This is a genomic window from Pelagibacterium sp. (genome assembly GCF_965249125.1).
Classification (GTDB): domain Bacteria; phylum Pseudomonadota; class Alphaproteobacteria; order Rhizobiales; family Devosiaceae; genus Pelagibacterium.
In genome coordinates this window covers 2,608,661-2,632,279 of record NZ_OZ252217.1, presented here as the reverse complement: position 1 = coordinate 2,632,279, position 23,619 = coordinate 2,608,661, and the positions used below count along the sequence as shown (strand labels likewise).

Sequence of the window (23,619 nt, the reverse complement as noted above, 5' to 3'; positions counted from 1 at the left end):
GCACCCCCTCCACTTAACGGCGCAGCCGCAAACCAAAATCCCCGGCCACACCTCAAATAAGCTGCATCGCTCCTCACGCTAAAGGCCAGGCCAATCGCTGAATTTCCATTCCACAACATAGACATCGTCGAGCCCAATGACCGCAGCGCGGATCGATTTGCCGCCTCGCCAGTCAATTGTCAGCCCCAGCGTTCTGGTCATCTGACTGGCGGAAAACGCCGCGACCTGATGAAGCGTCTGTGTCTCATCCTTTCCTGACCTGATTGCATAGGTTGCGCTTCCCACCATCGAGGTGGAGATGCGCTCGGCGCTCTTGCCCGGTCGTACCTTGCAGACAATGACTTTGCCAAAATTCTCGGTCAGGGCTTCGGCCGCTGCAGGCGACATTTTTTCTTCCAGCTGTGCCTGGCTTTGTGCACTTGCTACCACTCTTATGCCGCGGGACCGTCCAAGCGACGCCAGATCCGAAACATCCTTGGCCGCGGTACCGATGCGCGGGAGTTCGTCAGCAAATATCCATATGCCGTGATCGATGTTATCTTCGAGATGGCGGCTCAGCAGATCGCTCGAGACCGCTCGTACCATGGCGGCAAGAAGGCGTCCGGAAAGCTCGCGGTTTCCCAGATCGTGGCGTAGGATAAGGACGCGGCGTCCCTTGCCCGTAATCCAGGCTCTCAGTGACACTCTTGGCCAGCCTTCGGCTTCCAGATCGGCGCAGGTCTGAACGAGATCATCAATATGTGAAACCATATTGAAGAGCGTCGAGAGTGCCATCGACGACGGCTCGCCATCGCGACCGCGCAGCATTTCGGCAACTTGTCGCATGGTCGGCGCGAGTTCGGCGGCAATTTCTTCAACCGGGCGAGAAATGGACTGTCTAATTTCGGTCCACCCCCAGCTTCTGCCCCGGGACTGGACCAGCTTGACGAGTAAGGCGGCGAGCAGCAGCCGTGAAGCAGCAGACCAAACGGGATCCTTGGACGCCGGAATTAGCAGGGCAGCGACGCGCGATGCAGTCATGCGGCTCGTAACATCCCCGCCGATAGCCCAGATGCCGCCACCGGGTTCCATGCCCACGACATTAGCCACTGTTTTGCCGAAAAGACGCACCATTCGATCGATGAGGTTGCCTTTGACATCGACGCAGAGGAGCCGGTCACCGCGCTCGATCGCCTGCCGCATCAGCCCTTCCGCGATTACGCTCTTGCCCGATCCCGGCAGTCCCAGGATGAACATCGATTCATGCTCCGCCCGCCGGGGCAGGAAAAGGCCCGGCGCCAATTTCACACCACGACCGGCCTCAGCGACAAGTCTGCGCAAATGATTGGAGGCGCCTGCGACGGCATCACTGAACCAGCGCACCTGCGGGCCGTCGACCCAGGTCGCGCGGCGGCGATAGGGCGCCCGGTTCACCACATGGCGGAATACCAAGATTGCAGCCGCCAAGCTCGCCGCTGCCGTGCCCGACAAGCGGAGCGAAATATCGGCCAGCAAATCCCATTCAACAAGTCGAGCGGGCAAAGCCAGAACAAAGCTGATCGGATAGGCGAGCCATAGCATACCATTGAACGGCAGCATTATCAGACGCTCGACAGGATTGGCGGCGTCTGCAAGTTTGGGAGTCGCATCCATGGCGGCAAGACCGATGATGGACAACAAGCCTTCATGGCCGAGGACCATTATAGAGGCAGCTGTCGAGTTCCAGCCATAGACCGGCAGGACACCGAATAAAAAAGCGGCGACAATCAGGCCTATGAGGACAGAAGCGCCAAACGCGGCTCGACGGCCCGGCCAAACGTCGGGCACCGGCGTGAGGTCGTGATCTTTGTTACTCATTACTGCCTCCCGAACGGCTAATACGAACGAGCGTGCCCCTAGGCAGGGGTTCGTAGGGGAAAAGAGTTGGGTTGGCGGCGGCAAGCACCGCCGGCGGCATGTCCACGAGCACGGCAACCTGATCAATGCCAAGACCATCGGTCCGAACTTCAAAGCTGCAGCCATCGCTCCAGCGATCAAGACGCTGGCAAAGGCCCATCTGCTCAGATGAGAAGAGGCCAACGTGATAAAGACCCCAACGGACGGGACGTTCGACGGCCACAGCGGTCACGGTCAGGGCGACGATGCAAATCACAGCCTCGATCAGCAATTGGATGAGCGAGGGAATGCGTTTGGTCCTGTTCGAACTGGATGACGCGGGGGGCGTGATCTGGCCAGACGCAGCGCCGACGGTTTCGTTCGCCTGCCCCATCGCCGCCGCGCGCAGCTCGCGACCGATTCGCTTCAGCGTCGAAGCTGGCAATTTGGCGATCTCTTCTGGCGACAATCTTGACACGTTCCGGCGCAGGAAGAGACGCGCGGCCTTGCCGCGCGCTCCGTTCCGGGCGATCCGCCCCATCAATTTGGCAGGGATGCTAGCCATTGGACCTCTCCACGTCGAAGCCGACAATCTGACCCAGACGCGGCCAGACGTATCCGAGGAAGTCTGAGACGTCCGCCTGAACCGCCACAGCCATGGCGCGCGACAAACCGAGGCGCGTCATCAGTTCTTCGTCGGTCGCCATGACCGCATCGATGAATGTCATCCCGGCGGATTCGAAGAGCGGCCAGGCGCCTTCCGCCACTGCCGGCAACTGCAGATGGCGCCGGCCCTTCATGGCAGGCTGGATGCGCTCGGCGAAGGTCTTGTGGGCGGGGCTCGTCGTCGTAAAGCGGAAATTGCCGCCATATGCATTAAGGACAGGTACGATCTCGGCCGCGGGATGGACCTGAATCAGGTCATCGATCATCGCCGCAGTCTGCGTCATCGCGCTGTTGTCCGCCGTCGTTACCGCCAGCGCCACCACTTTCACGCCCTTGTCGGCCAAATGACGGTCGAAGCGGGCGCGGGCGACGAAATGGAGCAGTGCACTTGTGTTATGGCCGGCGCCGACATCAACCACCAGCACACCGTTGCTGGCAACGATCTCCTCAATCTTATGTTCCAGCGGTTCGAAAACACGCACGGACGCAAGCAGGTCCGCGCGAAGGTCTTCCGCCGATGGCGCCGCGATCGTGGTCGTCAGCTCCGGATAGAGAGCCGGAAGTGTGGGCGCGCGATCGATCTGAACGATCGAAACATTACGTCCGGCGGCCAAGCAGCCGTCGATCGCCAGGCGACCGACCGTTGACTTGCCGATTCCGCCCTTCGGGCCCAAGCAATAGGCGACGGTCGGAACTTCGACGGCAGATGCCGTCTGGCCCTGGGTCGGAGAGACCGGCGGCTTGCCGGTGGTATTCTTGCTGCTCATGATTTGCTCCTTGAGCGTTGATGACGCCCACGAGAAAAGCACGCTGAAAAATGTCTCTTCCGGGCACCCCCCCGAGTTAAACGTCAGGGGTGTTCGGGTCAGGAGTTTTTGTTCCAAATTTTGCGGCAGAACGCTGCGGAATCAGGGGATTGCATGTGTCGCGCCAGATTGTCTTCTGGGGCATTGCGGGGGACCCGGCGCGCCCCGCGCGGGAAGCTCCCTGCCAAAACTGACAAAATTACCAAAAATATCGCGAACGCCGTCAGTGTCAGATATGCCTAGGCAATTAGGCAATGGCAGGCAAACGGTGTTTTCCCGGCGGCTCGCAAATTATCCGATACGACCAGCTGCTGTTGCTACTGGCACCCTGATGTCGCCCCATATCGGCGATGTTCCCCATGCCCGAAATAGGATGGATCCGATGTCCCCAAATTGATCCAACCCGTTCAAGCCTGCATTTTAGGTGTCCTGGCCTTGCGACTACTTCCGTCAAATCGTCGGAGCCCAAAATTCCGGTTGCGTGCAATCGCTTGCCAAAAACCTCGGTGGCGATTTTGAAAGCCGGGGGAGCCCCATACATTATCCTTGTTCTACCGCCGACCCGGCTGAATGTGTCCTCTTTCTGGCCTGATCTGGACTCGAATCGGCTTCGCCTCGACCGTCTTGCCGCAACTGCGCCGCCCGACTTTCTTCCCCTGACGGCCTATGCCGCCATTCCTCGCGAGGCAAGAAAGACGGTCCTCGCTGTCCTCCGTTTCACTCCGGTCGCCAAAGCGATGCGTCGCCGGTCGTTCGTGTCCCCAAGATCGCCATCGAGGCCGCAATCAGGCGGTCCGAAACCAGACCAAGGAGATTTCAAATGGCAACCATCGGTACCTTCAAAAAGACTAACTCCGAGTTCGTCGGTGAGATCGCTACGCTGAACCTTCAGGCCAAGAACGTAAAAATTGTTCCCGAGACCACCTCGACCAACAACGATGCCCCCTCGCACCGCCTCTTTGCGGGCCGCGTCGAGATCGGGGCAGCGTGGACGAAAAAGTCCAACGAGGGCCGAAGCTACCTTTCAGCCAAGATCGACGATCCGAGCTTCGCCGCCCCGATTTTCGCAAATCTCTTCGATGATGAAACCGGCGCTACCGCCAGCCTCGTCTGGTCTCGCCCGAACCGCAAGCCCAGCTAGATCAACTCAGGGCCGCTCCGTCGGGGCGGCCCGAAGATCCGGCCAACGCCAATAGCACGCCTTTATCCAGCGTCCTCGTTCACAATAGCGCTCACTGTCTTCCAGAGCAGCCAAGCGTCTCCCGATGTATCGAGCGCTGTGAGAACAGCCTCAATGACTGCGTCGTGGCGCTGAGCCCCCCAAGCCATTATCGCCGGATAATGCTGCAACTTCATTTGATATCGTTCGAGTTCGCTCGGAACATCGGGCACGCCGTTCGGCAATCCTCCAGATCGTCGCTTGATGTCGGACTTGTAAACAACGCCCTCATCAAATCGAGCACCGAGTTCGCGATACCAGTCGAGCGTCGGATTGGCGATCTTCTCGAGCATTTCATTTCTTAATGGGCCGTAATTGCCACCGCGGTCGAGCAACTGCTCATGATAGGCAAAGAACATTTCGGTGAGAGCACGCAATTTCACCGAATTGTCGCGAAGTCTCCAAAGTTGTTCCAGCGTGCGGCGGCGCCCTTCGTTGAGGCGACCGGTGGTGTCTCTAATGTCTTCGGAAATTCGCATAACGGGCGAGCCGCGATCGAGGTAATGCGCCTGTAATGGCCCTGGAAGATCTTCATCTGCGTCGTCTGGATCAACCAGATGGGCTTCTGGAATATCAATGCCATGCGCACGCAACCGACCTTGGAGTATGCCGAACACCCGGCGCGCATGCTGAGCACCCTCCAGAACCAGGTCTACGGCCTCCTGCTTCAAATCGCCCTTTATGTCGTCGGGCATGAGGATATCGGGCAAGCTTTCGCCATTTCGGGTCGGTGCGAGTACCTCGAACAGCGCAATGCCAAATTCTGCAAATGGATTGGGCTTGGTCCAGCTGGCAATCGTTTCATGGGACTGATTGTTTCTGTTTCGATCCGTCATGGCAAACTCGATCTCGAGAAAGCGGGCAGCGCGGCGTGCAGTGACCGCGAGGTTCTTACGGGCACCTTCTTGGCCTGCCAGCAAATTTCTCACAGATCGCAAGCTCTGAAACACTCCACCCATAAAAGGTTCGGCATTCTCGATTGCTTTACGCGGCTGATCGTCCAGGTGCCAGGTGACCGGATCGGTGCGGAGAACGGCAGGAGCTCCAAACTTACTCGCAAAAGCAAATTTCCGCTTGAGCTTTCGTGCATTGGATTTTCCGTCATCGGTCAGATGGGAAGGATCGTGAAAACCGAATACCGTTTCGTCATGCTCCTCAGGCACGCCCTCATTCAGATCAACGTTCGTGCCGCCCAAAGGGCGGAACTTCAGGTCCTTGCGTTGTCGACCGTCCGGTGGCTCGACATGTGAGACAAGAACCGGGCCGAGTGCGCCCTTTTGTGCGAGAGCGTTTATGACATCGCTCGTAATTGGACGGTCGCGGAGTTTTGGCTGCTTGCTGCCGGGCACCATATCCCAGCCGAGGATTTCGCCAATTCGCTCTAACTGCTCGATCACACCAAAGCGACCGCGCGGTCGCGAACCAAGTTTGGCGTTCTCAGCCTTGGCCGCGGGCTCAAGCGCAAGATTCCAGTCAATCGCTGACGCGATGTAGGTGGCGAGCAGATCCGAGCTTTGCGAAAGACCCATCGTGCGCCGATGCTGGCCCATTCCCTCAAAGACCGCTGTCGCGTATTGAGCGAAGTGCTCTGCCTCGCCTCTCGCGAGGGGCGTGTTTTGAATGAGATCAGAAATATCTGTGGCATCCATGGCGCGTCCTTTTTGGCAATTTTATCGACATGGGTTTCTATTCTTCGTATTCGGCCGATGGGCTTTTATTGAATTTGCGTGCTTCTCTGAGCCTGTCTGCCAGCCTGCCAGAAGTCGACATGTGCGTGACCGTGCTATTTCCAGACCGCGCAGGCATTGGAAGCGGCTTCGGAGAAGCGCTAGGCAAGGCCTGTGAGCGGGTCGGCTTCACCTTGTTTCGGCGATACACCGCATTGACCTGACGCCAAGACAGTGGGGCCCCGTCCTTCTTGGTAATTCCCGCACGCGCAAGCGCCGCTGCAATAGATGGCCACGTGACACCCTGCGCTACGAGGCTGTCAAAGGCATCCAGGCGTTGCCGAACGACCCGTTCGAAGGGAACGTCACCCGGCCAGTCAACGAGAAGTTCGTCGTATCGTCCTGCCATAATTGCACCTTTGGTATACGAGGGGGGCGGTGCCGCCCCTCTCAAACTTACTTCCGCGCCATCGCCAGAAGGGCGGGGTGGACGATCCAGTCGCTCGAGGGCCGACCGCGCCCGGGGCGCTGCGGAGCCGGCCTTAACACTCCGCGCTGTTCGAGTTCTTCGATCGCCTCTCGCACGGCCAGCGCCTGGGTCACCGGCGAGCCGCGACCACGCATGATATCCGCACGAGCGTTGACCATCGGCTTTCCGCTACGCGCGAGAAAACGCGCCAGGGCGGCCGCGTCCGAAGGTTTCGTATCGCTGGCGGCGAATACGCGTTCCGCCATAGGCAGGATATAGGTGTCGACGATCGCGATAGCGCTCGTCATGGCGTCGGCACTCACCACATCCGGTAGGCCGGACTTCCCTTCCATCACATGCGTCGCGATCTGCAGGATACCCGCCAGGCGGAGCGCATACTGTCGCCCACGCCCCAATGCCGAGGAAAACAACTCGCTGCTGAACATCTGGTCAGTTGTCCACTTCTTGGCGGCCATCTCCAAGGGCGCCCGAGCATCGGCCGCAAGCGGCACCGCGGCCGAATACCCATGTTCGTTGGCCGCGGGCTGGATACCCTGCAAAGCTGAGAGGACGCCCGCCAAGTCGTCGATCGGACCCGGATTATCTCCGAGTGCCGCAGAGGGCACAACATCGGGATGGACCCAGAAGAAGCGCGCGGCAAAGCCATCATCGCCGTGTCGCATGAGATACGACAAGCGGCCCGGCTGCACAGCTCCCAGCACGCTTAGCAGCAGCTCCGGGATCAGCTTCCGACCTTCCGACTTTGTACTCACGACGACGGGATTTCCATCGAAGCCCTGCAGAAAAAGTCCACGCGACCTGGCCGGCTGGCTCGATGACAGATAACCGATCGCGCCCGAGAGCTCATGAGTGACCAGCATGCGCCCGGACCGGTCGGCGCTCAACTCCTCGATCAATCCCGGCCCGGTCGTTTCGGTCAGCAAGAGCCTCCCACCCCGTGGTCCCTCTCGGTAATCTTCAGGCGCTTCGAACTCCACGGCCAAACGTTCCGCAACCTTCGCACGGATTTTTACGTTGAGGCGATCGAGAGCCGCGTGGCTTGCGGCCATGGCCGCACCGCTCACGCTTGCTGTCAGATCACCGTCCAACGCGCGCAAGCGCGTCTCGACCATGCCGATCGCCTGACTCTTGCCCGTCGAAGGCGCTCCGACCAAGGCAACGTAAATGGCCAAGGGCTCAAGAGTGCCATCGAAAAGCTGAACGCGAGCACGGTTGCCAATGGCTCCGGACAAGGCCGCCAGAATGGCGAAGGCGACGAAGTCCACGACCAGGCGCCGCGCCAGCGCCAGCTTGGCAACGAGCTCTGCCAAGGGCTCGGGCAGTTTCTCGATCGGAAACACGGGAGCCGGCGCGGCGCGGCTAGGATCAAGGAAGCTCCAGTCGATTTCGACCGCCCAGCCGTCCGAGTCGACACTTTCAACTTTATTGTCGTTCATTTCCGCGATCGCAAACGGACTGATGGGCGCCTGCGCCACGGCCGGCACCGGAGACGGTGCGTCAGTCGACTGCTGCGGCAGATCGTTCTCGATCGTCGAGCTCAATTCCGTATCGGCCGCCGCTTTGCTGGCCGACTTCTTGATGGTCTTACGCATGATACATTCTTTCTCCACGCCATCCGTGGTCGAGAGCACTGGCCCAGCGCGATTCGTCGGGCCTGTCCTCTTCGTATCCGCGCAAACAATCCCGCCTCCGGGTACCCCCCCTACTTAAGCTCGTGCCGAAGGCATTTCCGGGGTTTTTCTTCTTTCTTGGACTGTAGCCGGCTGCGTCATCCCGCTCATGGCCTGCTGACAGAATTGACAAAATTGACAAAATGGAGCGCGAGCATCTCACTTTAGTCGATGTCGTCTCGGTACAGAAAGATGCCGGCCCGCATTGGGCAATTTGACAAAATTGCCAAAACTTTGGTGGGAAGCAGTAACTTCAGATGGACCAGTCAACGAATGTCAACAAAGGTAAACGTTGACGAAAGTTGATTTTTGTTGACCTCACACCTTTGCACCTGCAGGTGCCACACCTTTTGCTCTGGTTTGACTGAACATTACAGCATTTGGTCGCTGCGGTCATCTGTCCGGCCCTTTGTGTTGCAGCGTTCGATTTCTGCATGGCCTTGATGGCAGTTCGCTGATCCGGTCTCAATCACTGTGGCCTGCTCGAGGCGCATGCACAGATACGGGCTCTCCGGATCATCGGTGTCGACCCCTCGCCATTACGTCTGACGTGACGGATACCGAAGGCGACCTGCGAAGGTGTGACACGGCCCACCATGCGGTTCGGCAAATTTGTCATGTTGGCAAAAGCCGAAATGTGAACCCGGCTGCAGAGCGCCTCTCAACGGCAGCACAGCTCTCGCTGAGTGACTACAATTAGCACTACTTTGGCAGAAGTGTGATTTTCGGGATTCCCTCGGCGTGTGATGCGTGATTCATAGGGAGCCAGCTTTGATGGAGGCTGGCGATGGAAGCAGACTGGCAGGATGATCTGGAACGGTGGCTCGAGCCGTATCTGCGGGATCTGGGCAACAAGACGCGGCGGCGGATGTGTCCGGCCTATATTGCTGGTTTGATCGGCCCCGGCGACCGCAAGAGCATCCAGCCCATGGCGGCACGCGTGGATGCACTCAGCTACGACCGTCTGCATCATTTCATCGGCGCAGGCCTGTGGGATAGCGCCCCGCTGGAAGCGACTTTGTGGCAGCAGGCAGATGAACTGGTCGGCGGCGCCAAGGCCTGGCTGATCATTGACGACACGGCGCTGCCTAAGAAGGGCAAAGCATCCGTTGGCGTTGCGCCCCAATATGCTACGGCGTTGGGCAAGAACGCGAACTGCCAGACACTGGTGTCGATGACGCTGGCCTCAGGGGAGGTGCCGGTCATGCTGAGCTTGCGGCTGTTCCTGCCGGAAAGCTGGACCAGCGATACGGCCCGGATGACTAGGGCCGGCGTGCCCGAGCCTTTCCAGAGCTATCGCACCAAGCCCGAGATCGCCATCGAGGAAATCGACCGAGCGATCGCCGCCGGGGTTCGCTTCGGCTGCGTACTGGCAGATGCTGGCTATGGTCTCTCGGCGCCGTTCCGGCAGGCCTTGAGCGCACGGGATCTTTGCTGGGCCGTTGGCATTCCCCGGCACCAGAAGGTCTACCCTGCAGACGTGCAACTGATCTTCCCGGTGGCGGACCGCGGGCGACCGCGTGTTCGGCACGTGCCCGACCTTAAATCCCGCGCCGCACACGCCATGCTCGAAAATGCAAAGTGGCGTCAGGTCAGTTGGCGCCGAGGAACAAAGGGGCGGCTTGCGGCGCGCTTTGCCGCCGTTCGTGTACGCATCGCCGACGGGCCGCCGCAACGGATCGGTTCCGCCGGGGCCCAGCACATGCCCGGCGAGGAAGCCTGGCTGGTGGGTGAGCATCGCTCAAACGGCGAGCGGAAATACTATCTCTCGAACCTACCAGCCGACACGCCGATCCGGGATCTGGCCGGCGCGATCAAGGCGCGCTGGATTTGCGAACAGGCACATCAGCAACTCAAGGAAGAGCTTGGCCTCGACCACTTCGAAGGGCGGTCCTGGACGGGGCTGCATCGCCACGCACTGATGACGATGATGGCCTATGCCTTTCTGCAGAATAGAAGGCTCGCTCAGGCGGGGCGGAAAAAAAAGACTCTCCGGGCCACCGCCTCAGCCGAGCATGCCGGCAGTTCGACAAGCCATCCTTGATCGCCTGTCGAGACCGCCGCCCGGGCAATGCCCTCAGTGCGGTTGCTCCCTGCCAAGCGCGATACCCTCACTTCTGCCAAAGTAGTGCTAGGCTACCGCGTTCGCACACAACGTGCGAGAACATATGCGAACACTTGCGTCGCCGGAAACGGTTCTGTTATTCCCCACTGCTCGAACTACTGCTTCAGCGGTCTAACTCGGAGACGCCAAACCACCAGATGTGCGAGGCAAGCAGCGCCACGCTCCTTCAAGAATTGCAGATACTTCGCAGCCTAATCATTTCTTCGCATAACGATTGGAACGGGTGGGAATGCGCAATGTTATCGACAACGGAAGGCTGACACTCTAGGGATAGGTTAAGGAGCTGGGCGGAGCGCATCATGCAAGGTGGTCGGCAAGAGACGTCGTGAGAAGTTCTGGACCAAATTCTGCCGGAGCATCGATCCTTCTTCTATGGAGCGACTGGCATTCGCCACTCCACAGTTCGTCCATCGATACGTTCGACCCCGGCCGCGGCATCGTGCTGGCCGCCTCGCCGAGGCCAGGAATGCGGACGTCGACCGTGCGGTCGCCGCGGCCAAGGCGGGATTTCCGGTCTGGCGCGACGTCGCTCCCCTGGAACGCGCACGCATTCTCAAGGAGGTCGCGCGACTGCTTAGGGCGAATGCGCGCGACCTTGCCACGATCGACGTCGCAAACTGCGGCAATCCGGTGACGGAGATGATCGCCGACGCCAATATCGTCGCAGCGCAACTCGAATTCTTCGCCGGTCTTGTGACCGAGATTAAAGGCGCGTCGATCCCGATGGGACCGCACGCGGTGAATTTCTCCATGCGTCAGCCGCTCGGCCTCATCGCGCGGATCATCGCCTTCAATCATCCTTTTATGTTCTGCACAGGCAAGATCGCCGCGCCGGTGGCTGCCGGCAATTCGGTGATCATGAAGTCGCCGGCGGAGTCAAGCCGGGCATCCCGACACGGCCAGGCGACCGACGACGACCGCCTGGCCGGCGGTTATTACCTCGAGCCCACAATCTTCGCCGACGTGACGCCGTCGATGCGGATCGCGCGCCAGGAAATATTCGGCCCCGACCTCGGCGTGCGACGTTGGGACGACGAAGCGGTGATGACCGAGCAGGTCAACGCGCTGGAATACGGCCTTACCTGCTCGATATGGCGCGCGCGAAATCAGCAAGGTGCACCGCACCGCGATGCGCGTAGAGGCTGGCTTCGTCGGGATCAACGAGGTCGCGAAGCATTTTCTCGGCGCCGCTTTCGGCGGCGTCAAGAATATGGGCATCGGCCGCGAGGAATGTCTGGACGAACTGACCACCTTTACCGTGGAGAAGAACATCCACATCGGCCTGAACGGACAACGAGAACCATGACGGCAGCTTGCCGCGACCATCCGTCGGAGAGCCCGTCGTGATCGGCGAACTGATGGCGCTCTTTTCCGCTTGCGCCTTCGCTGTGGGAAGCGTCGCCATCGCGAGAGCCGATCCGGCCGCGAGCGGGGAAGGTGGCGTGCTATTGTCGGTGCTGCTCACTGGCCTACTTTCGGCGTTGGTATGGCTGGTCGTCGGCCTGCCGCTCGAAACGGTGGCGAACGCACCAGGTATGGCGATGGTGTGGTTCTTCGCCTCGGGCATTCTCGCCACTGTCTGGGGCAGGCAGACGCTCTACAAGGCGATCCAGAATGCCGGCGTAATCCGCGTCTCGACCGTTCGCCGCCTGACGCCCTTCCTTTCGACCCTTCTCGGCTGGCTCATCCTGGATGAGACGATTGGTGGGCTGACGGGGGCGGGAATTGCCTTGCTGGCCGTCAGTTTCGCCCTGCTGGTCATCGAACGGCGCGACAGGAGCATGGCGGAAGAGACGGGCGCGAACGCGCCGCCCGACATCCCGCGCGGCTACATGTTTGGCATCATCTGCGCCGCATCCTACGCAGCTAGCTACATCGGCCGGAAATTCGGCCTCATGGCGCTGCCTGACGCATATCTCGGCGCGTTCGTCGGTTCGGTCGCCGCGCTCGGCTACTACGTCGCCGGCTGCGCCGTCAGCCCTTACTACCGCAAGGTTGTGGTCGACGCCTTGCGGCGGCCCGATCCCTGGCAGTTGCTCGCCGCCCTGTGCATCTCCGTCGGGCAGATCACCCAATTCATCGCGCTGACCTATACCGGCGTGACGCAGGTCGCCGTGATCAACTCGGTCGAGATCTATATCGCCGCCTACCTCGCCGTCGTCGTCTTCAAGACCGAGCGCATGCCGGCCCCCGGCATTCTTCTTGCGACCCTGCTGGCAACGGCCGGCGTGGTGATGGTCGCGGTCGGATAAGCAACTGTGTTGTTCAGTTTGTGTTTGGGGGCCATTGGGTTTGGTTTTTGATGATGGCATTGAGCCAGGTCATGAGCTTGTTGATCAGAGCGACAGGATGACCTTTCCGCGTGCGGCGAGCCTGTGTTTCATGGCGGCGAGACTTGGGTTGAAGCTGGCGCCGCTGAGGACGGCCATGTGGGCGACGTTGCGCACTGCGGAGCGTCCGCCCCCCGATCGTGCTGCGACCCTTGAATGCGCAGCTTTGCCGATCATAGGTGGCGACCCCGACAAGGGCGGCGATCTGGCCATGGGAGAGGCGGCCCAGTTCGGGCAGATGGGCCAAAAGTGTCCAGCTTAGGACGGGCCGACGTGGGGCACCGAGCGCAGGCGGCGGTCGATGTCGGCCATCTCGGGATCGGCGGCGACTATTTCGGCTAGGCGCGTTTCGAGCAGAACCACATCAGCTTTGATCGTGTTGATGCGTCGCGCGGCCATAAAGACCAGCATGGGTGTCAACGGCGGAGCAAAAACCGGCCATTGGGCGGCGCAAAACCAGGCCACTGGCGCTGCTGCGAGCGGGGAACGTCGGGAGGGCGTAGCCCGACCAGAGTTTTCCGCTCGCAGCGTCGGCGATCTTATTGGTGAGGGTTGGCGGTTTTTCGTGCCCGGCTTTGCGCGAGGCGATAGTTGTCGCCGTTCATCTCGAGGATGCTGACGTGGTGGGACAGTCGCAGGGCGCCTGGATCTCGGCCTTCATCGCCGTCACGCGCCCCGATCTGGTCAAGGGTCTGGTGCTGGTCGACAGCGCAAGTCTCACGCTTCCCGAGGGCGGCCTGAACCACGCGAATGTCGCGCAGCGCCATCACGAGATTTTCCTGCCCAACACCATGTTTCTCGAGGGCCTGAAACCGGATGCGGAAAGCGTGGTCCGACTGCTCCACACCATGGTTCACGACATGGCCAGTGTTCCGGACGATTTCATCGCCTACGGTATCGGCAGGGCGAAACACTGGCTTCCCATATGGGAAGATCCCTGGCGGGCATTCTGGGCCGACGGCGGTGTGAGAAACAGGCAGCAATATCTGCTTGATGGCGTCCATCTTCGCGAACACCTGCACAAGCTCAAATCCGCCCCGCTCATCATCTGGGCAAGGACACGGTGAAGGGCATGCAGTCGGGAATCGACCTGTTCTCCTCATTGCCCGACTCGGAACTGCACATCTTCGACAAGGCCAATCACTTCCTGTGGATCGACCAGCCGGAGCGGTTCAATCGATCTGTCGGCTCGTTCCTGATCTCGCGCACCTGATCGCCGAGCCGGTCTCATCTCGCATCCAACCTCACGCGAAAGGACCTGACGGATGTCAGCTGCCACACCTTCCGAGACGGCAAGTCCCCGCCAGCCGATCCGACTGATCATTTTTTCGGCGGCCTGCGTCCTGCTGCTCGCGTCTCTCAGCCAGACGAGCATTGCCACGGCCATTCCCGTTATCGTCGCCGATCTGGGGTCCGTCGAAAGCGTCACCTGGATCATGACGGTCTATCTGCTCGCCTCCACGGTCGGCGCGCCGATTTCGGGCAAGCTGGCCGATCTTTACGGGAGCAAGCCCGTTCTTCAGGCCTGTATTCTCGTCTTTCTTGCCGGCGCGGGAATCGGCGGTCTGGCCAGCAGCATGGGGGTGCTGATCTTCGGGCGCTTCATCCAGGGTCTGGGAGGCGGGGGGCTGATCGTCGTTGCCATGACCGTAGTGGCCGATGTTCTGCGCGAACGCGATCGTGGCAAGGCACAGGGAGTTGTGGGTGCCGTCCTGGGATTTTCGACCGTCTTCGGCCCTCTTTTGGGCGGTTTTCTGACCGAGCAGTTTTCCTGGCACTGGGTGCTTTTCATCAACCTGCCGTTCGGCGTCCTGGCGTTCAGGGCATCACTTTCCTGCTGCCCAAGGGCGGCAATCACGGCCGGCAGAAAATTGACTATCCCGGGGCCATTCTGCTCGCCATCACGCTGACCGGCATCGTTCTCTTCGCGAGCCTTGGCGGCACGGCCATTCCCTGGGCATCCTGGCCGAGCGTTGCGCTGGGCGTGGTCTGCGGCTTGGGCTTTCTGGGGTTCCTGTTCATCGAATCCCGGACCATTCAGCCGATTCTGCCTCTCGGCCTGTTTCGCATCAACAATTTCGTGGTGTCCAATGCCGTGCGCTTCATCATCGGCATGTCGATGTTTGGCATGATAACGTTCATCCCGCTCTACCTACAGGTCGTCAAAGGTTACAGCCCGACCGTTTCCGGCCTGCTGTTGCTGCCCCTGATGTTCGGATTCGTCGGCGGGTCCATCCTGTCCGGCATCTTCATGAGCCGGACGGGCCGCTACAGAATAGTGCCCATCCTGTCCATGCCCCTGCTGGCGGTCGGCGCGCTTCTGCTCGCAACCATCACCCCGGACACGAATGTGTGGATCCTGGGCCTCTATCTTTTGACGGTGGGCATCTGGATCGGCCCGGTCAACAGCATCGGCGTCGCCGCGATCCAGAATGCCGTTCCCGCGGGGGCGCTCGGCGTCGCGACGGCGAGCTCCCAGATGTTCCGCATGATCGGCGGTTCCGTCGGGGTCTCCATCTTCGGCGCGATTTTTGCCGCCGGGCTGTCGAGCCGGCTCCCCGGCGGCCTGCTGAACGATACGGGAAACACGGGTTTGCGCGCAATGTCGCCCCAGCTCATCTCCGAGCTTCCTCCGTCCTTGCGGGATACGGTCCTGGATGCGTTCACCGGTGCTCTCCATCCCATCTTTCTCTGTACGGCCGTTGCTGCCGTGCTGGCCTTTTGCCTGTCCATCATCCTCAAGGAAATCCCGCTCCCGGTCGATCGCCGGCGTGATCCAGACGCATATAATGGAAACGTGAAATGAAGATTCTCAGGTTCAACGACGATCAGATCGGTGTGCTCAATGCAAAAGCGGAAGTGGTCGATGTCAGCGATCTCGTCCCCATGCGCAGCGTCCGCGGTCCGCAGGGCGCTCTCGACTTCCTGATCGCGAATTTTCAGGAGCTGAAACCGGAAATCGAGAATCTGCTCGCCAGGGCGCCCGGCCAGACCCTTTCCGACGTGAAACTTCTTGCGCCGCTTCATCGCCCCTCGAAAGGTCTCTCGGCGTTCGCGAACTACGTGACATTCTCGGGTTCACGAAGGACCGCCTGCCGAACGAGTTCTTCCACAAGAGCAACGATCTGGTTGGGTCGGGTGGAAGGACCACATTGCCGGACATTGACGACGTCGTGGTCTTCCACGCTGAAGCGGAGCTTGCCTTCGTTATCGGCAGCGAGGTCCAGGATGTCTCTGCCGGAGATGCAATGGGCAAGGTTTTCGGATTCGTTCCGTTCTTCGACATCTCGGCGCGAGGATTGCATCGCAGGGGACAGTTCATCCCCAAGGGTCAGCGCGGATTTGCGCTGTGCGGACCCTGGATCACGACCGCTGACGAAATTCACGACCCGCACGAGCTTCGGGTGCGCTCGTGGCTGAACGGCGTGATCGCCCAGGATTTCTCGACGAATACCATGGCAAATCGAATCCCCGAGCAGATCGAATGGCTCTCCCGGTTCACCACGCTTCACGCCGGGGACCTCGTCACGACCGGCACCAACCATGAAGGGCTCAAGCCCATAAACGTGGGAGACAGCCTCGAGATCGAAATTGAGGGGCTGGGGCGCGCACGGTTCGGGGTCGACGGCAGCAGCCCCCACAAAACCGCGGCGTTCGTTCCGGGGCAGACAAGCGTGAAGCCGCTGGAAAAAGGAATGCTGATCAGCCGGGTCGATTGAGGCCCGTGGCGTCTACGGCGCGAATATCGATAAATCGCGCCGTGGGGAAATGGATGCGGGGAAATGCCCCGCATCGTTCTCCGGAGGCTTATTCTCCAGCTATCCAGGTACGATTGTACTCTTCAACGCGCCACCCGTCTTCCTCCATGAAGCGGGCTTCGCCAAGATCGAGCTCGGCAGCGACGGCATTCAGGGCCTCCGGCGACGTGTCCGGCCACTCGCCCGTTTCCAGCCGCTCCATCATGACCTCGACAAGAGCGGTGGTTTCGGACGCCTCGAAGCCGCAATGGTCGGTGAACTTGAGCAGCGACTGACGGTAGAGATCGGTCGTGCCCTTCTCTTCCACGAGCGCTTGATAGCCCTGCATCAGGCTATAGGGAATCGAGTTGTCGCCCAGGCTGTGCACGCGGATCGTAGGCACCTGCAGGTCCCCGTCCGCTGTTCTTCCGGGCTGGCTCCAGTAATCGAGCGCATAGTCGGACGCTGCGATGCGGGGCGCGGAATTGATGCGCTCGATGTCCTCGCCGATATCGAGGCCCGCCTCGGCATAAAGATGTTCGACAAGCTCCTTCATGATCGGCGATGCCGTATCGTAGAAGGCTGCGTAATCGATGCCCTCATTGCCTGAAAGCTGCTGGCCCGAGGCGGCATTCTCGAACATCACGCGCGATTGGCCGCCGACGGTGCCGGTAAGCCGCAATGCCGAAGGCACCAGTTGATCGGACAGTGCTTCGGAGGTGAGCGGATCGGGGAACGGCTGATCCGCAGCCTCCCAGGGGGACCATTGGCCGATCGCGAAGGCAAGGGCGAGGCGCGCCCGTCCCTCGGGAGTCTCTCCCAATGTCTCCACCGCGCTGCGCCATGAGGCCTGGATGTCGCCGATCGTCCTGCCGTCGGAGCCGGCGCCGTTCGGCATGTTGACGATGCGAAGGTCGCTCGCGGAGCCCAGGCCGGCTTCCTCATACGCGTCCGCGAGGAGCGTCTGCATGGCAAACCAGCCATCGAGGTAGCTGTTCATGATCCACACCGGTATATGCGCCGACAGAACGACCGCACCGTCTATGCGATCGGAGAAATCCTCGGCGGCGGCGAGACTGACGAATCCGGCTCCTGAGCAGCCGAACGCCAGCACCCACTCGGGATCGTACTGCTCCTCGAAAATCGTTTGAACGGCTTCGAGGTTATGTATTTCCCGCTGCGGATCATACTGCCACGGGCGCATGGGATGGCGCGCCAGACCCGCGAAGGCATAACCTCTGCTCAGCAGATCCGTAAAGCGCTCCGTCTGCGAATTCGCCGCATAGTCGAGATCGCGCAGGAGCACGCCGTTCCAGTCGGTGGGCACGCTGATCAGCCAGGCCGTGCCGTCGGGCAGGGTGCCGCTTATCTCTTCGATTTTCTGTGCTTGCGCCACTGGACTGGCGGCAAGCATTGCCAGCAACGCGAACGCCGCGGTGCCGCTCTTCAGATATTTGCGATAGCTCTTCTCAAGCGTGTCAAAGGTCACCTTATCTTCCTCCTGAACGAGCCAAACGCCCCGCCGGAGGGGTAAAACGTTTAGCTTCCTAACAAATCAAGACTACTTTTCAAAAGATAGTCTGTCAATGACAGTTCTCGTTCTGTATTTTTGAATGGGGGGAGTTCGTGTATAAATATATGTAGGAATCTTCATAGTATTTTGCAAAAATATATGGTTCCGGATGAGAGAATTACATCCTCTTTTCCAGATTGCATGCCGTGTCATGCGATGGCGGGGCCAGGGTTGCCTTGATATCCCCGGTTGTTGGGTGTCAATAATCGAAGCCTAAAACAGGCGTCGTTATAGCTTTTTCCGATCCATCATTCAGCGGTCCGTGCATACTGGGCTTCGAGGGCGAGGCGATGATGCCAAACTGTCCGGGGAACGCCTCGTCCCAATGCGTCCCCTGGTGGAACGGGAGCGGAGGCCGCAACGGGGGTCTCCCGAAATACGGCCTCGCCAATGCGCAATCCTTCCGCTGCGGACCTTAGCGTTGTGAAATCGTGCGCTCCTGGTGCGCGGGATCTGTGGCCAGTTTCCTTGTCCGTCGCCATATGCCCAGCGCGATCGCGAGAACGGTCACCGGTATGGAAAGGAAAAGGTAGGGAGAGAGCGCCGCCGCAGCGGCCGCCAGAATCACCACCCGCACAATTGGCTTCAATTCGACTTCCAGAGCAAGCGCCAGAAGAGTCGTGGCCACGATGCCGCCCAACGCGGCAACACCGATTTCCAAGGCACTGCCCTGGGCCAGCAAGGCTTCGTTCCATACGAAGAAGAACGGGAGAATGAACCCGATGGCGGCCAGCTTCACCGACGTGACGGCAATCTTCATTGGGTCTTCATCCGCGATTGCGGATGCGGTGTATGCTGCCACCGCGATAGGCGGCGTCAGGGCGGAGAGCAGGGCGAAGTAGAGCAGGAACATGTTGGAGGCCAGCAGGGGCAGCCCGACGACCGTGAACGCCGGACCGACGAGCACGGCCGCAAGAATATAGGCGCTGGGCGTGGGCATCCCCAGTCCCAGAAGAATCGCGATGCCGGCGGCGAGCAACAGGACGACGAAGGGGCCCGAACCCGACAGCATCAGGACAAGGCTCGACGTCTTGAGGGCAAGGCCGGTCATCGTCAGCCCGCCAATGATCAATCCCGCTGCGGCGCAGGCGCCGGCCACCGGCAACATGCGGATGGTCGCCTCGCCCAGCCCCTCCAGCATCTTGCGCGGCGTCATCCGGGTCCGCTTGGTCAGCAGGGACGCGACAACCAGGGCAACCGTGCCGTAAACGGCGACGTAGGTGGGCGTATAGCCCATCAGCAGGGCTACGGTGATCACCACGAGCGGTATGACGAACACCCATCCCGTCTTCAGGGTCTCCTGCACCGGGTCGACGTCCTTGACGCCTTGCAGTCCCTGGCGAACGGCACGGAAATGCACCTGCAAATAGACGCCGATATAATAAAGGATCGCCGGAATCAGCGCCGCGAGCACGACGTTCCGATAATCGATGCCGGTATACTCGGCCAGGATGAATGCGGCCGATCCCATGACGGGCGGCATGGCGGCTCCACCCGTCGAGGCCGCGACCTCGACAGCGCCCGCGAAACGCGGGGAGTATCCGAGCCGCTTCATGATCGGAATGGTGATGGATCCCGTGGTCGCCACATCCGAAGTCGGACTGCCCGAGATCATTCCGTACATGCCGGACGATATGACGGCGATCTTGGCCGGGCCTCCGGGCGAGCGGCCCGTGAGCGCCGCTGCGAGCTGGAACATGAATTCGGCGCCTCCCGCATGAGACAGGACCGAACCGAACATCACGAACAAGAAGACGTAGCTGGCTGCCACCTGGATGGGTACGCCGAATACGCCGTCGGTGGTGTACATCAGAACGTCGACAAAGGAACCGAAGTCGATGAACCCATGGCCGAGCGGGGGCGGGATCAGGTGTCCCCAAAGGTTGTAGGCAAGGAAAATGAGCAGGACGATCGTAAGCCCGATGCCGGTTGTCCGCCTGGCCGCCTCGATGGTCAGGGCAAGCAGGAGCGTGCCGAAGAAGAGCTGGTCGCCGGGCAGTGGCCGGAGGAGCGTGATATGATTGGCCAGGTCAGCCCTGATCGTAAAGAAGTAGATGCCGCACGCGACGCTCGCACCGCTCAGGACCCAATCGGCAATGCCGATCCGGTCCGTTGATGTCGAGGTCGGACCGACCGTCAAAAACAGCAGGGCATAAATGCCGCAGACGAACAGAATGCCGATCAGCAGCGCATCGGGCAGCGCAAAGATGTTGGCATATACAACGCCGACGGCAAAAATCGCGGCAGCAACGGTCAAGGTTTGACGCGGCACGCCGTCGAAAGATCGACGGCGGCCGGTTCCGACGAGTTTGGCCAAGGCCATTTACCCACTCCTCCGGTTGTTCTTGGAAACGGAAACTATTCGATCAGGCCCGCTTCCTGGTATGCCCGCAGGGCGCCATCGTGGTGCGGCACTGCGGTCTCCCGAGTGAGCAGCGTGGTGTCCAGGTCGGCCATTGCCGGATGGACCGAGCGTATTGAGTCGAGATTGTCGATCAGCGCCTTGGTCAGCGTGTAGGCATCTTCCTCGCTCATCTCCGCGCTGGCGATCAGAACGGCACCCAGAGCCAGGGTCTCGATGGCTTCGGGCTGGTTCTCATAGGAATCGGCGGGAATCGTGAACTCGGCGATCGAGAATTCCTCGGCGATCTGCGCCCTGACATCGGCCGGAATGCTCAGCAGTTTGATGTCGAGTGCGTTCTCGATTTCCCGGATGGAGCTGTGACCGACGAAAACACCGTTCGCGTAGAGATCGACACGACCGTTCTGGAGCAGGCCGGCCTGCTCGGACGAACCGGCCTGAACGACTGCTCCGCCCCATTGGGCGATCGCTTCGTCGTCGGCGCCCGCCGCCGCCATGATGGCAGACGCAATCTGGCCGGTGATATTGCCGGCTCTGTTTACTGTCATACGCACCGGAACCTGCGCGGCAGCAAAATCGTCCACGGAATCGACTTCATGCTCTTCGGCAAAGCTGCGCGTCGTGACGAACTGCATGGGTGCCCAGTCGTAAAGGTAGCCGATCGTGCGTAGATTTTCGATCGGCGCACTGAAGGGCTCGCCACCCTGTGCCGCGATAGCAAGCTCGGCGTCGTGGATAAGTCCGATTTCGGCCCTTCCTTCGCTGATCATTGCGGCATTGGCAAATCCGCCGCCGGTAGTCTGGTAGGTAATCGTCGAGTTTGGATCGTTTGCCTTCACGACGGCATCTAGACCCGCGCCAAGAAGCGTCCAAAGTCCTCCGGGGCTGGCGCCCGCGAGTGTGAGATTGAGCGACTGCGCAGTCGCCGGCAGCACCGGCGCCACGATAAAGGCGAGGGATAGTCCGGTCAGGGTAATTCGCGATAATGGCATCTGTTCCTCCCATTGGAAATCTGAGCTTTTGCAGAAATCTCGCTGCCGGATAGCTCCGCTCCGCGGCCGGCAGGATCAACGTTATGGTTAGTTTCCTAAGCAGTCAAGCGCGATGGTTTCAAAATCCGCCGCGGTCCGGCCGTGATGCGCCCCGGGGGGGTGTATAAGGCCAACGCAGCCAAGACTCATGGGTCTCGACACAGTCCTTGCCGGCTCCCGGAGCCGACAAGGAGAGAAGGGGGCGTCTCGCATTATTCGCCTGGAACCCATGTGCGATTGTAGGCCCCGACCTCCCGGTCGCCATTGATCGAACTCGATCAGGTCCTGGGCGGTGGCGGCCAGAGGCACCAGGCTGGACGCTGCCAGCAGCAGGCCCGTGAAGACATTCCACCGGCGCCGCGCTGTCGATTAATTGAAATTCAACATGGAACTTCCCTCCTCCGGAAGTGGTCTGTGACGATCAGATCGGCGTTCCCCCCTCGCGCCAATTTAATTAGTTTGCTTACTTAGTTATATGTGTCAAGCCACCCGTTGGCCGAATTCCGAGGCAAGGGAACTCTGGGCGATCGCCTTCATGGAGCTGTTCTGGATTGGCAGAATCGGCCTCGTCCATCTTTCGCTCCTGCGGCCTTCGCTTTTGCCTAACTTCGGCCCGGGGTTCCGCATGAACCGGGATTGTGAGGGGAAGCGGTCCGCTTCCATCGGGCTGTGCGCGAGGAAACGAGAAATGTGGCGGGAAGGGCGGTTGCGTTCCTGTCGTGGCGGGAGGAGAGCTGCCGGCTTGCAGATATGTCGTTACAAATCGCAAGGCTGCGACATGCCAGCAGACCTTTCGGCCGCGCGGGCCGAAAGGTCTTTTTGAGGCAGGGATGGGCGGCTTATTCGGCCGCGACCATTTCATTATGATTGACGAGAGTGCGCCAATCAGTCGTTTTGGGGAACACGCCCTCGCGCGACATGATCCGCGAATGCGGCAGCCGGGGCTCTTCAGTGCCGATGGCCTTGCCGCCTTCGGCGACCTTCCGCGCAGCATCGACCATCAGACGACGGAACTCGACGATGGCGAGATCGGATGCCCCGAGGATATCGTTGGTGCGATCGACGATCGGCCCCATGGAAACCCACATGACGATGTCCTGATTGGGAATGCCCAGAACGCCGGTGAAGTTGCCCTGCTTCATCAGCTCGCGATCCTGGAGGAAGTTGTTCTCCAGCGTGCGGCGCGAGCGCCATTTCTCGTCCAGATCGACTCCCTTCTCCGCATGGTTGAACTTGCGCCACTCCTCGGTGGTGGGGCATGCCGTGCCACCCCACGCGATGAAGTGGAAATGCGTGGTCTCGTCGTCGACAGGGACGATGACGCTGGCGACATTGTAGGAGCTGTTGGGCGGAATCAGCGAGTAATATGGCGCAATGAACTCGGTGATGCGCAGGTAGTCATGCGTGGCTGCATTCTTGATCGGCTTGCGGATCGCCGCGTAGTGGAACCCGTAGCTCGTCGTCTGCGTCTGCATGCGCGGCGACTTGTCCGTCGAGGGGCGATACCACGACTTGTCGTCGGCTGCGGCGCCCTCGACCCTGGCCGGCACCATATCGGAGGAGTGCAGGCTCGAGGAATGCGCGCTGTCGATCTGGCCTTCGTGAATCTGCGCCCAGTTCGCAGGAACACGAATCTTCAGGATTGCCAAAGGCGTATCCACGGTAGGAGCAAAGGCGGGCGGGTCGAATTCAGGAACATCTTCCTTGTCGCCGAACCAGGCCCAGACGAATCCGCCCCATTCCTTGACGGGATAGGCGCGGTGGCTCACCTTGTTGAGGAGGGGACTGCCTTCCGGCTCCGACGACATGGCGATGACCTTGCCGTCCACATCCATTTTCCAGCCGTGATAGAGGCAGCGCAAACCGCACTCCTCATTGCGTCCGAATACGAGCGAGGCACGCCGGTGCGGACACAGCTCATCGAGAAGTCCCACGCGGCCATTGGTGTCGCGAAAGGCGACGTACCTCTCCCCGAGTGCCTCGACCAGCAACGGGGTGCCATCCGGCTCGGCGACCTCCTCGATAAGGCAGACCGGTGTCCAGTGCTGGCGCATCAGGCGTCCCATCGGGGCGTTGTTCGATACCCGAC

The 23,619-nt window shown here is 60.5% G+C and carries 20 protein-coding genes and 1 pseudogene; 10 read left to right on the top strand and 11 right to left on the bottom strand.

Annotation, left to right across the window (positions count from 1 at the left end; all coding sequences use genetic code 11):
• Nucleotides 1–78: 78 nt before the first annotated feature.
• Genes ACP148_RS12870 through ACP148_RS12860 form a run of 3 tightly spaced genes read right to left on the bottom strand, consistent with a single transcriptional unit; the run spans nt 79 to nt 3,287 of the window.
• A complete protein-coding gene (locus ACP148_RS12870; protein WP_338607703.1) occupies nt 79–1,920 on the bottom strand; it encodes a type IV secretion system DNA-binding domain-containing protein in 1,842 nt (613 codons plus the stop codon).
• On the bottom strand, nt 1,829–2,419 hold the full coding sequence (locus ACP148_RS12865) for a hypothetical protein (RefSeq protein WP_220305760.1): 591 nt from the start codon (nt 2,417–2,419) through the stop codon (nt 1,829–1,831). The genes ACP148_RS12870 and ACP148_RS12865 overlap by 92 nt, the downstream gene beginning before the upstream one ends.
• Nucleotides 2,412–3,287, bottom strand: a complete 876-nt coding sequence (locus ACP148_RS12860; protein WP_332715743.1) for a hypothetical protein — start codon at nt 3,285–3,287, stop codon at nt 2,412–2,414. The genes ACP148_RS12865 and ACP148_RS12860 overlap by 8 nt, the downstream gene beginning before the upstream one ends.
• Before the next feature lie 859 nt (nt 3,288–4,146).
• Between ACP148_RS12860 and ACP148_RS12855 the strand changes: the two genes are divergently transcribed.
• Nucleotides 4,147–4,467: a DUF736 domain-containing protein gene (locus tag ACP148_RS12855; protein WP_220305758.1), complete on the top strand. Its 321-nt coding sequence runs from the start codon at nt 4,147–4,149 to the stop codon at nt 4,465–4,467.
• 62 nt (nt 4,468–4,529) lie between these two features.
• On the opposite strand, the gene ACP148_RS12850 is transcribed toward ACP148_RS12855, so the two are convergent.
• On the bottom strand, nt 4,530–6,194 hold the full coding sequence (locus ACP148_RS12850) for a hypothetical protein (RefSeq protein ID WP_220305757.1): 1,665 nt from the start codon (nt 6,192–6,194) through the stop codon (nt 4,530–4,532).
• Nucleotides 6,195–6,668: 474 nt separating this feature from the next.
• The gene (locus ACP148_RS12845) at nt 6,669–8,294 is read right to left on the bottom strand and encodes a DUF3987 domain-containing protein (protein ID WP_220305755.1); all 1,626 of its coding nucleotides are present in this window, start codon (nt 8,292–8,294) and stop codon (nt 6,669–6,671) included.
• Nucleotides 8,295–9,159: 865 nt separating this feature from the next.
• On the opposite strand from ACP148_RS12845, the gene ACP148_RS12840 reads away from it, so the two are divergent.
• The 4 genes from ACP148_RS12840 (at nt 9,160) to ACP148_RS12825 (ending at nt 13,089) form a co-directional block, all read left to right on the top strand.
• Complete coding sequence (locus ACP148_RS12840; RefSeq protein ID WP_332715732.1) at nt 9,160–10,416, top strand: IS701 family transposase; 1,257 nt, start codon at nt 9,160–9,162, stop codon at nt 10,414–10,416.
• 387 nt (nt 10,417–10,803) lie between these two features.
• Nucleotides 10,804–11,844 (top strand): aldehyde dehydrogenase family protein, encoded by a 1,041-nt coding sequence (locus tag ACP148_RS12835; protein ID WP_421952992.1) that lies wholly within the window; start codon nt 10,804–10,806, stop codon nt 11,842–11,844.
• A complete protein-coding gene (locus ACP148_RS12830; protein WP_332715730.1) occupies nt 11,841–12,749 on the top strand; it encodes an EamA family transporter in 909 nt (302 codons plus the stop codon). The genes ACP148_RS12835 and ACP148_RS12830 overlap by 4 nt, the downstream gene beginning before the upstream one ends.
• A gap of 130 nt (nt 12,750–12,879) precedes the next feature.
• On the top strand, nt 12,880–13,089 hold the full coding sequence (locus ACP148_RS12825; RefSeq protein ID WP_425033522.1) for a hypothetical protein: 210 nt from the start codon (nt 12,880–12,882) through the stop codon (nt 13,087–13,089).
• On the opposite strand, the gene ACP148_RS12820 is transcribed toward ACP148_RS12825, so the two are convergent.
• Nucleotides 13,086–13,292: a hypothetical protein gene (locus ACP148_RS12820; protein ID WP_421952991.1), complete on the bottom strand. Its 207-nt coding sequence runs from the start codon at nt 13,290–13,292 to the stop codon at nt 13,086–13,088. The two genes, ACP148_RS12825 and ACP148_RS12820, sit on opposite strands and share 4 nt — an antisense overlap.
• 74 nt (nt 13,293–13,366) lie before the next feature.
• Nucleotides 13,367–13,471: pseudogene (locus ACP148_RS12815) on the bottom strand (ATP-binding protein); the annotation flags it as partial.
• A gap of 183 nt (nt 13,472–13,654) precedes the next feature.
• On the opposite strand from ACP148_RS12815, the gene ACP148_RS12810 reads away from it, so the two are divergent.
• The 5 genes from ACP148_RS12810 (at nt 13,655) to ACP148_RS12790 (ending at nt 16,546) form a co-directional block, all read left to right on the top strand.
• Nucleotides 13,655–13,894, top strand: a complete 240-nt coding sequence (locus ACP148_RS12810; RefSeq protein ID WP_425033521.1) for a hypothetical protein — start codon at nt 13,655–13,657, stop codon at nt 13,892–13,894.
• Between the two features lie 5 nt (nt 13,895–13,899).
• On the top strand, nt 13,900–14,040 hold the full coding sequence (locus ACP148_RS12805) for an alpha/beta fold hydrolase (RefSeq protein ID WP_332715726.1): 141 nt from the start codon (nt 13,900–13,902) through the stop codon (nt 14,038–14,040).
• Nucleotides 14,041–14,092: 52 nt separating this feature from the next.
• A complete protein-coding gene (locus ACP148_RS12800; protein WP_332715723.1) occupies nt 14,093–14,737 on the top strand; it encodes an MFS transporter in 645 nt (214 codons plus the stop codon).
• A gap of 74 nt (nt 14,738–14,811) precedes the next feature.
• Complete coding sequence (locus ACP148_RS12795) at nt 14,812–15,633, top strand: MFS transporter (RefSeq protein WP_421952990.1); 822 nt, start codon at nt 14,812–14,814, stop codon at nt 15,631–15,633.
• A gap of 262 nt (nt 15,634–15,895) precedes the next feature.
• Nucleotides 15,896–16,546 (top strand): fumarylacetoacetate hydrolase family protein, encoded by a 651-nt coding sequence (locus ACP148_RS12790; RefSeq protein WP_220307389.1) that lies wholly within the window; start codon nt 15,896–15,898, stop codon nt 16,544–16,546.
• An 88-nt stretch (nt 16,547–16,634) separates the two neighbouring features.
• On the opposite strand, the gene ACP148_RS12785 is transcribed toward ACP148_RS12790, so the two are convergent.
• The 4 genes from ACP148_RS12785 to ACP148_RS12770 all read right to left on the bottom strand — a co-directional run bounded on the left by ACP148_RS12785 (nt 16,635) and on the right by ACP148_RS12770 (nt 23,584).
• Nucleotides 16,635–18,053, bottom strand: a complete 1,419-nt coding sequence (locus ACP148_RS12785) for a hypothetical protein (protein WP_240549621.1) — start codon at nt 18,051–18,053, stop codon at nt 16,635–16,637.
• Nucleotides 18,054–18,552: 499 nt separating this feature from the next.
• Complete coding sequence (locus tag ACP148_RS12780) at nt 18,553–20,460, bottom strand: TRAP transporter permease (protein WP_332715717.1); 1,908 nt, start codon at nt 20,458–20,460, stop codon at nt 18,553–18,555.
• 35 nt (nt 20,461–20,495) lie between these two features.
• The gene (locus ACP148_RS12775) at nt 20,496–21,491 is read right to left on the bottom strand and encodes a TAXI family TRAP transporter solute-binding subunit (RefSeq protein ID WP_220305749.1); all 996 of its coding nucleotides are present in this window, start codon (nt 21,489–21,491) and stop codon (nt 20,496–20,498) included.
• 878 nt (nt 21,492–22,369) lie between these two features.
• On the bottom strand, nt 22,370–23,584 hold the full coding sequence (locus tag ACP148_RS12770) for a Rieske 2Fe-2S domain-containing protein (protein WP_421952989.1): 1,215 nt from the start codon (nt 23,582–23,584) through the stop codon (nt 22,370–22,372).
• Nucleotides 23,585–23,619 lie beyond the last annotated feature (35 nt).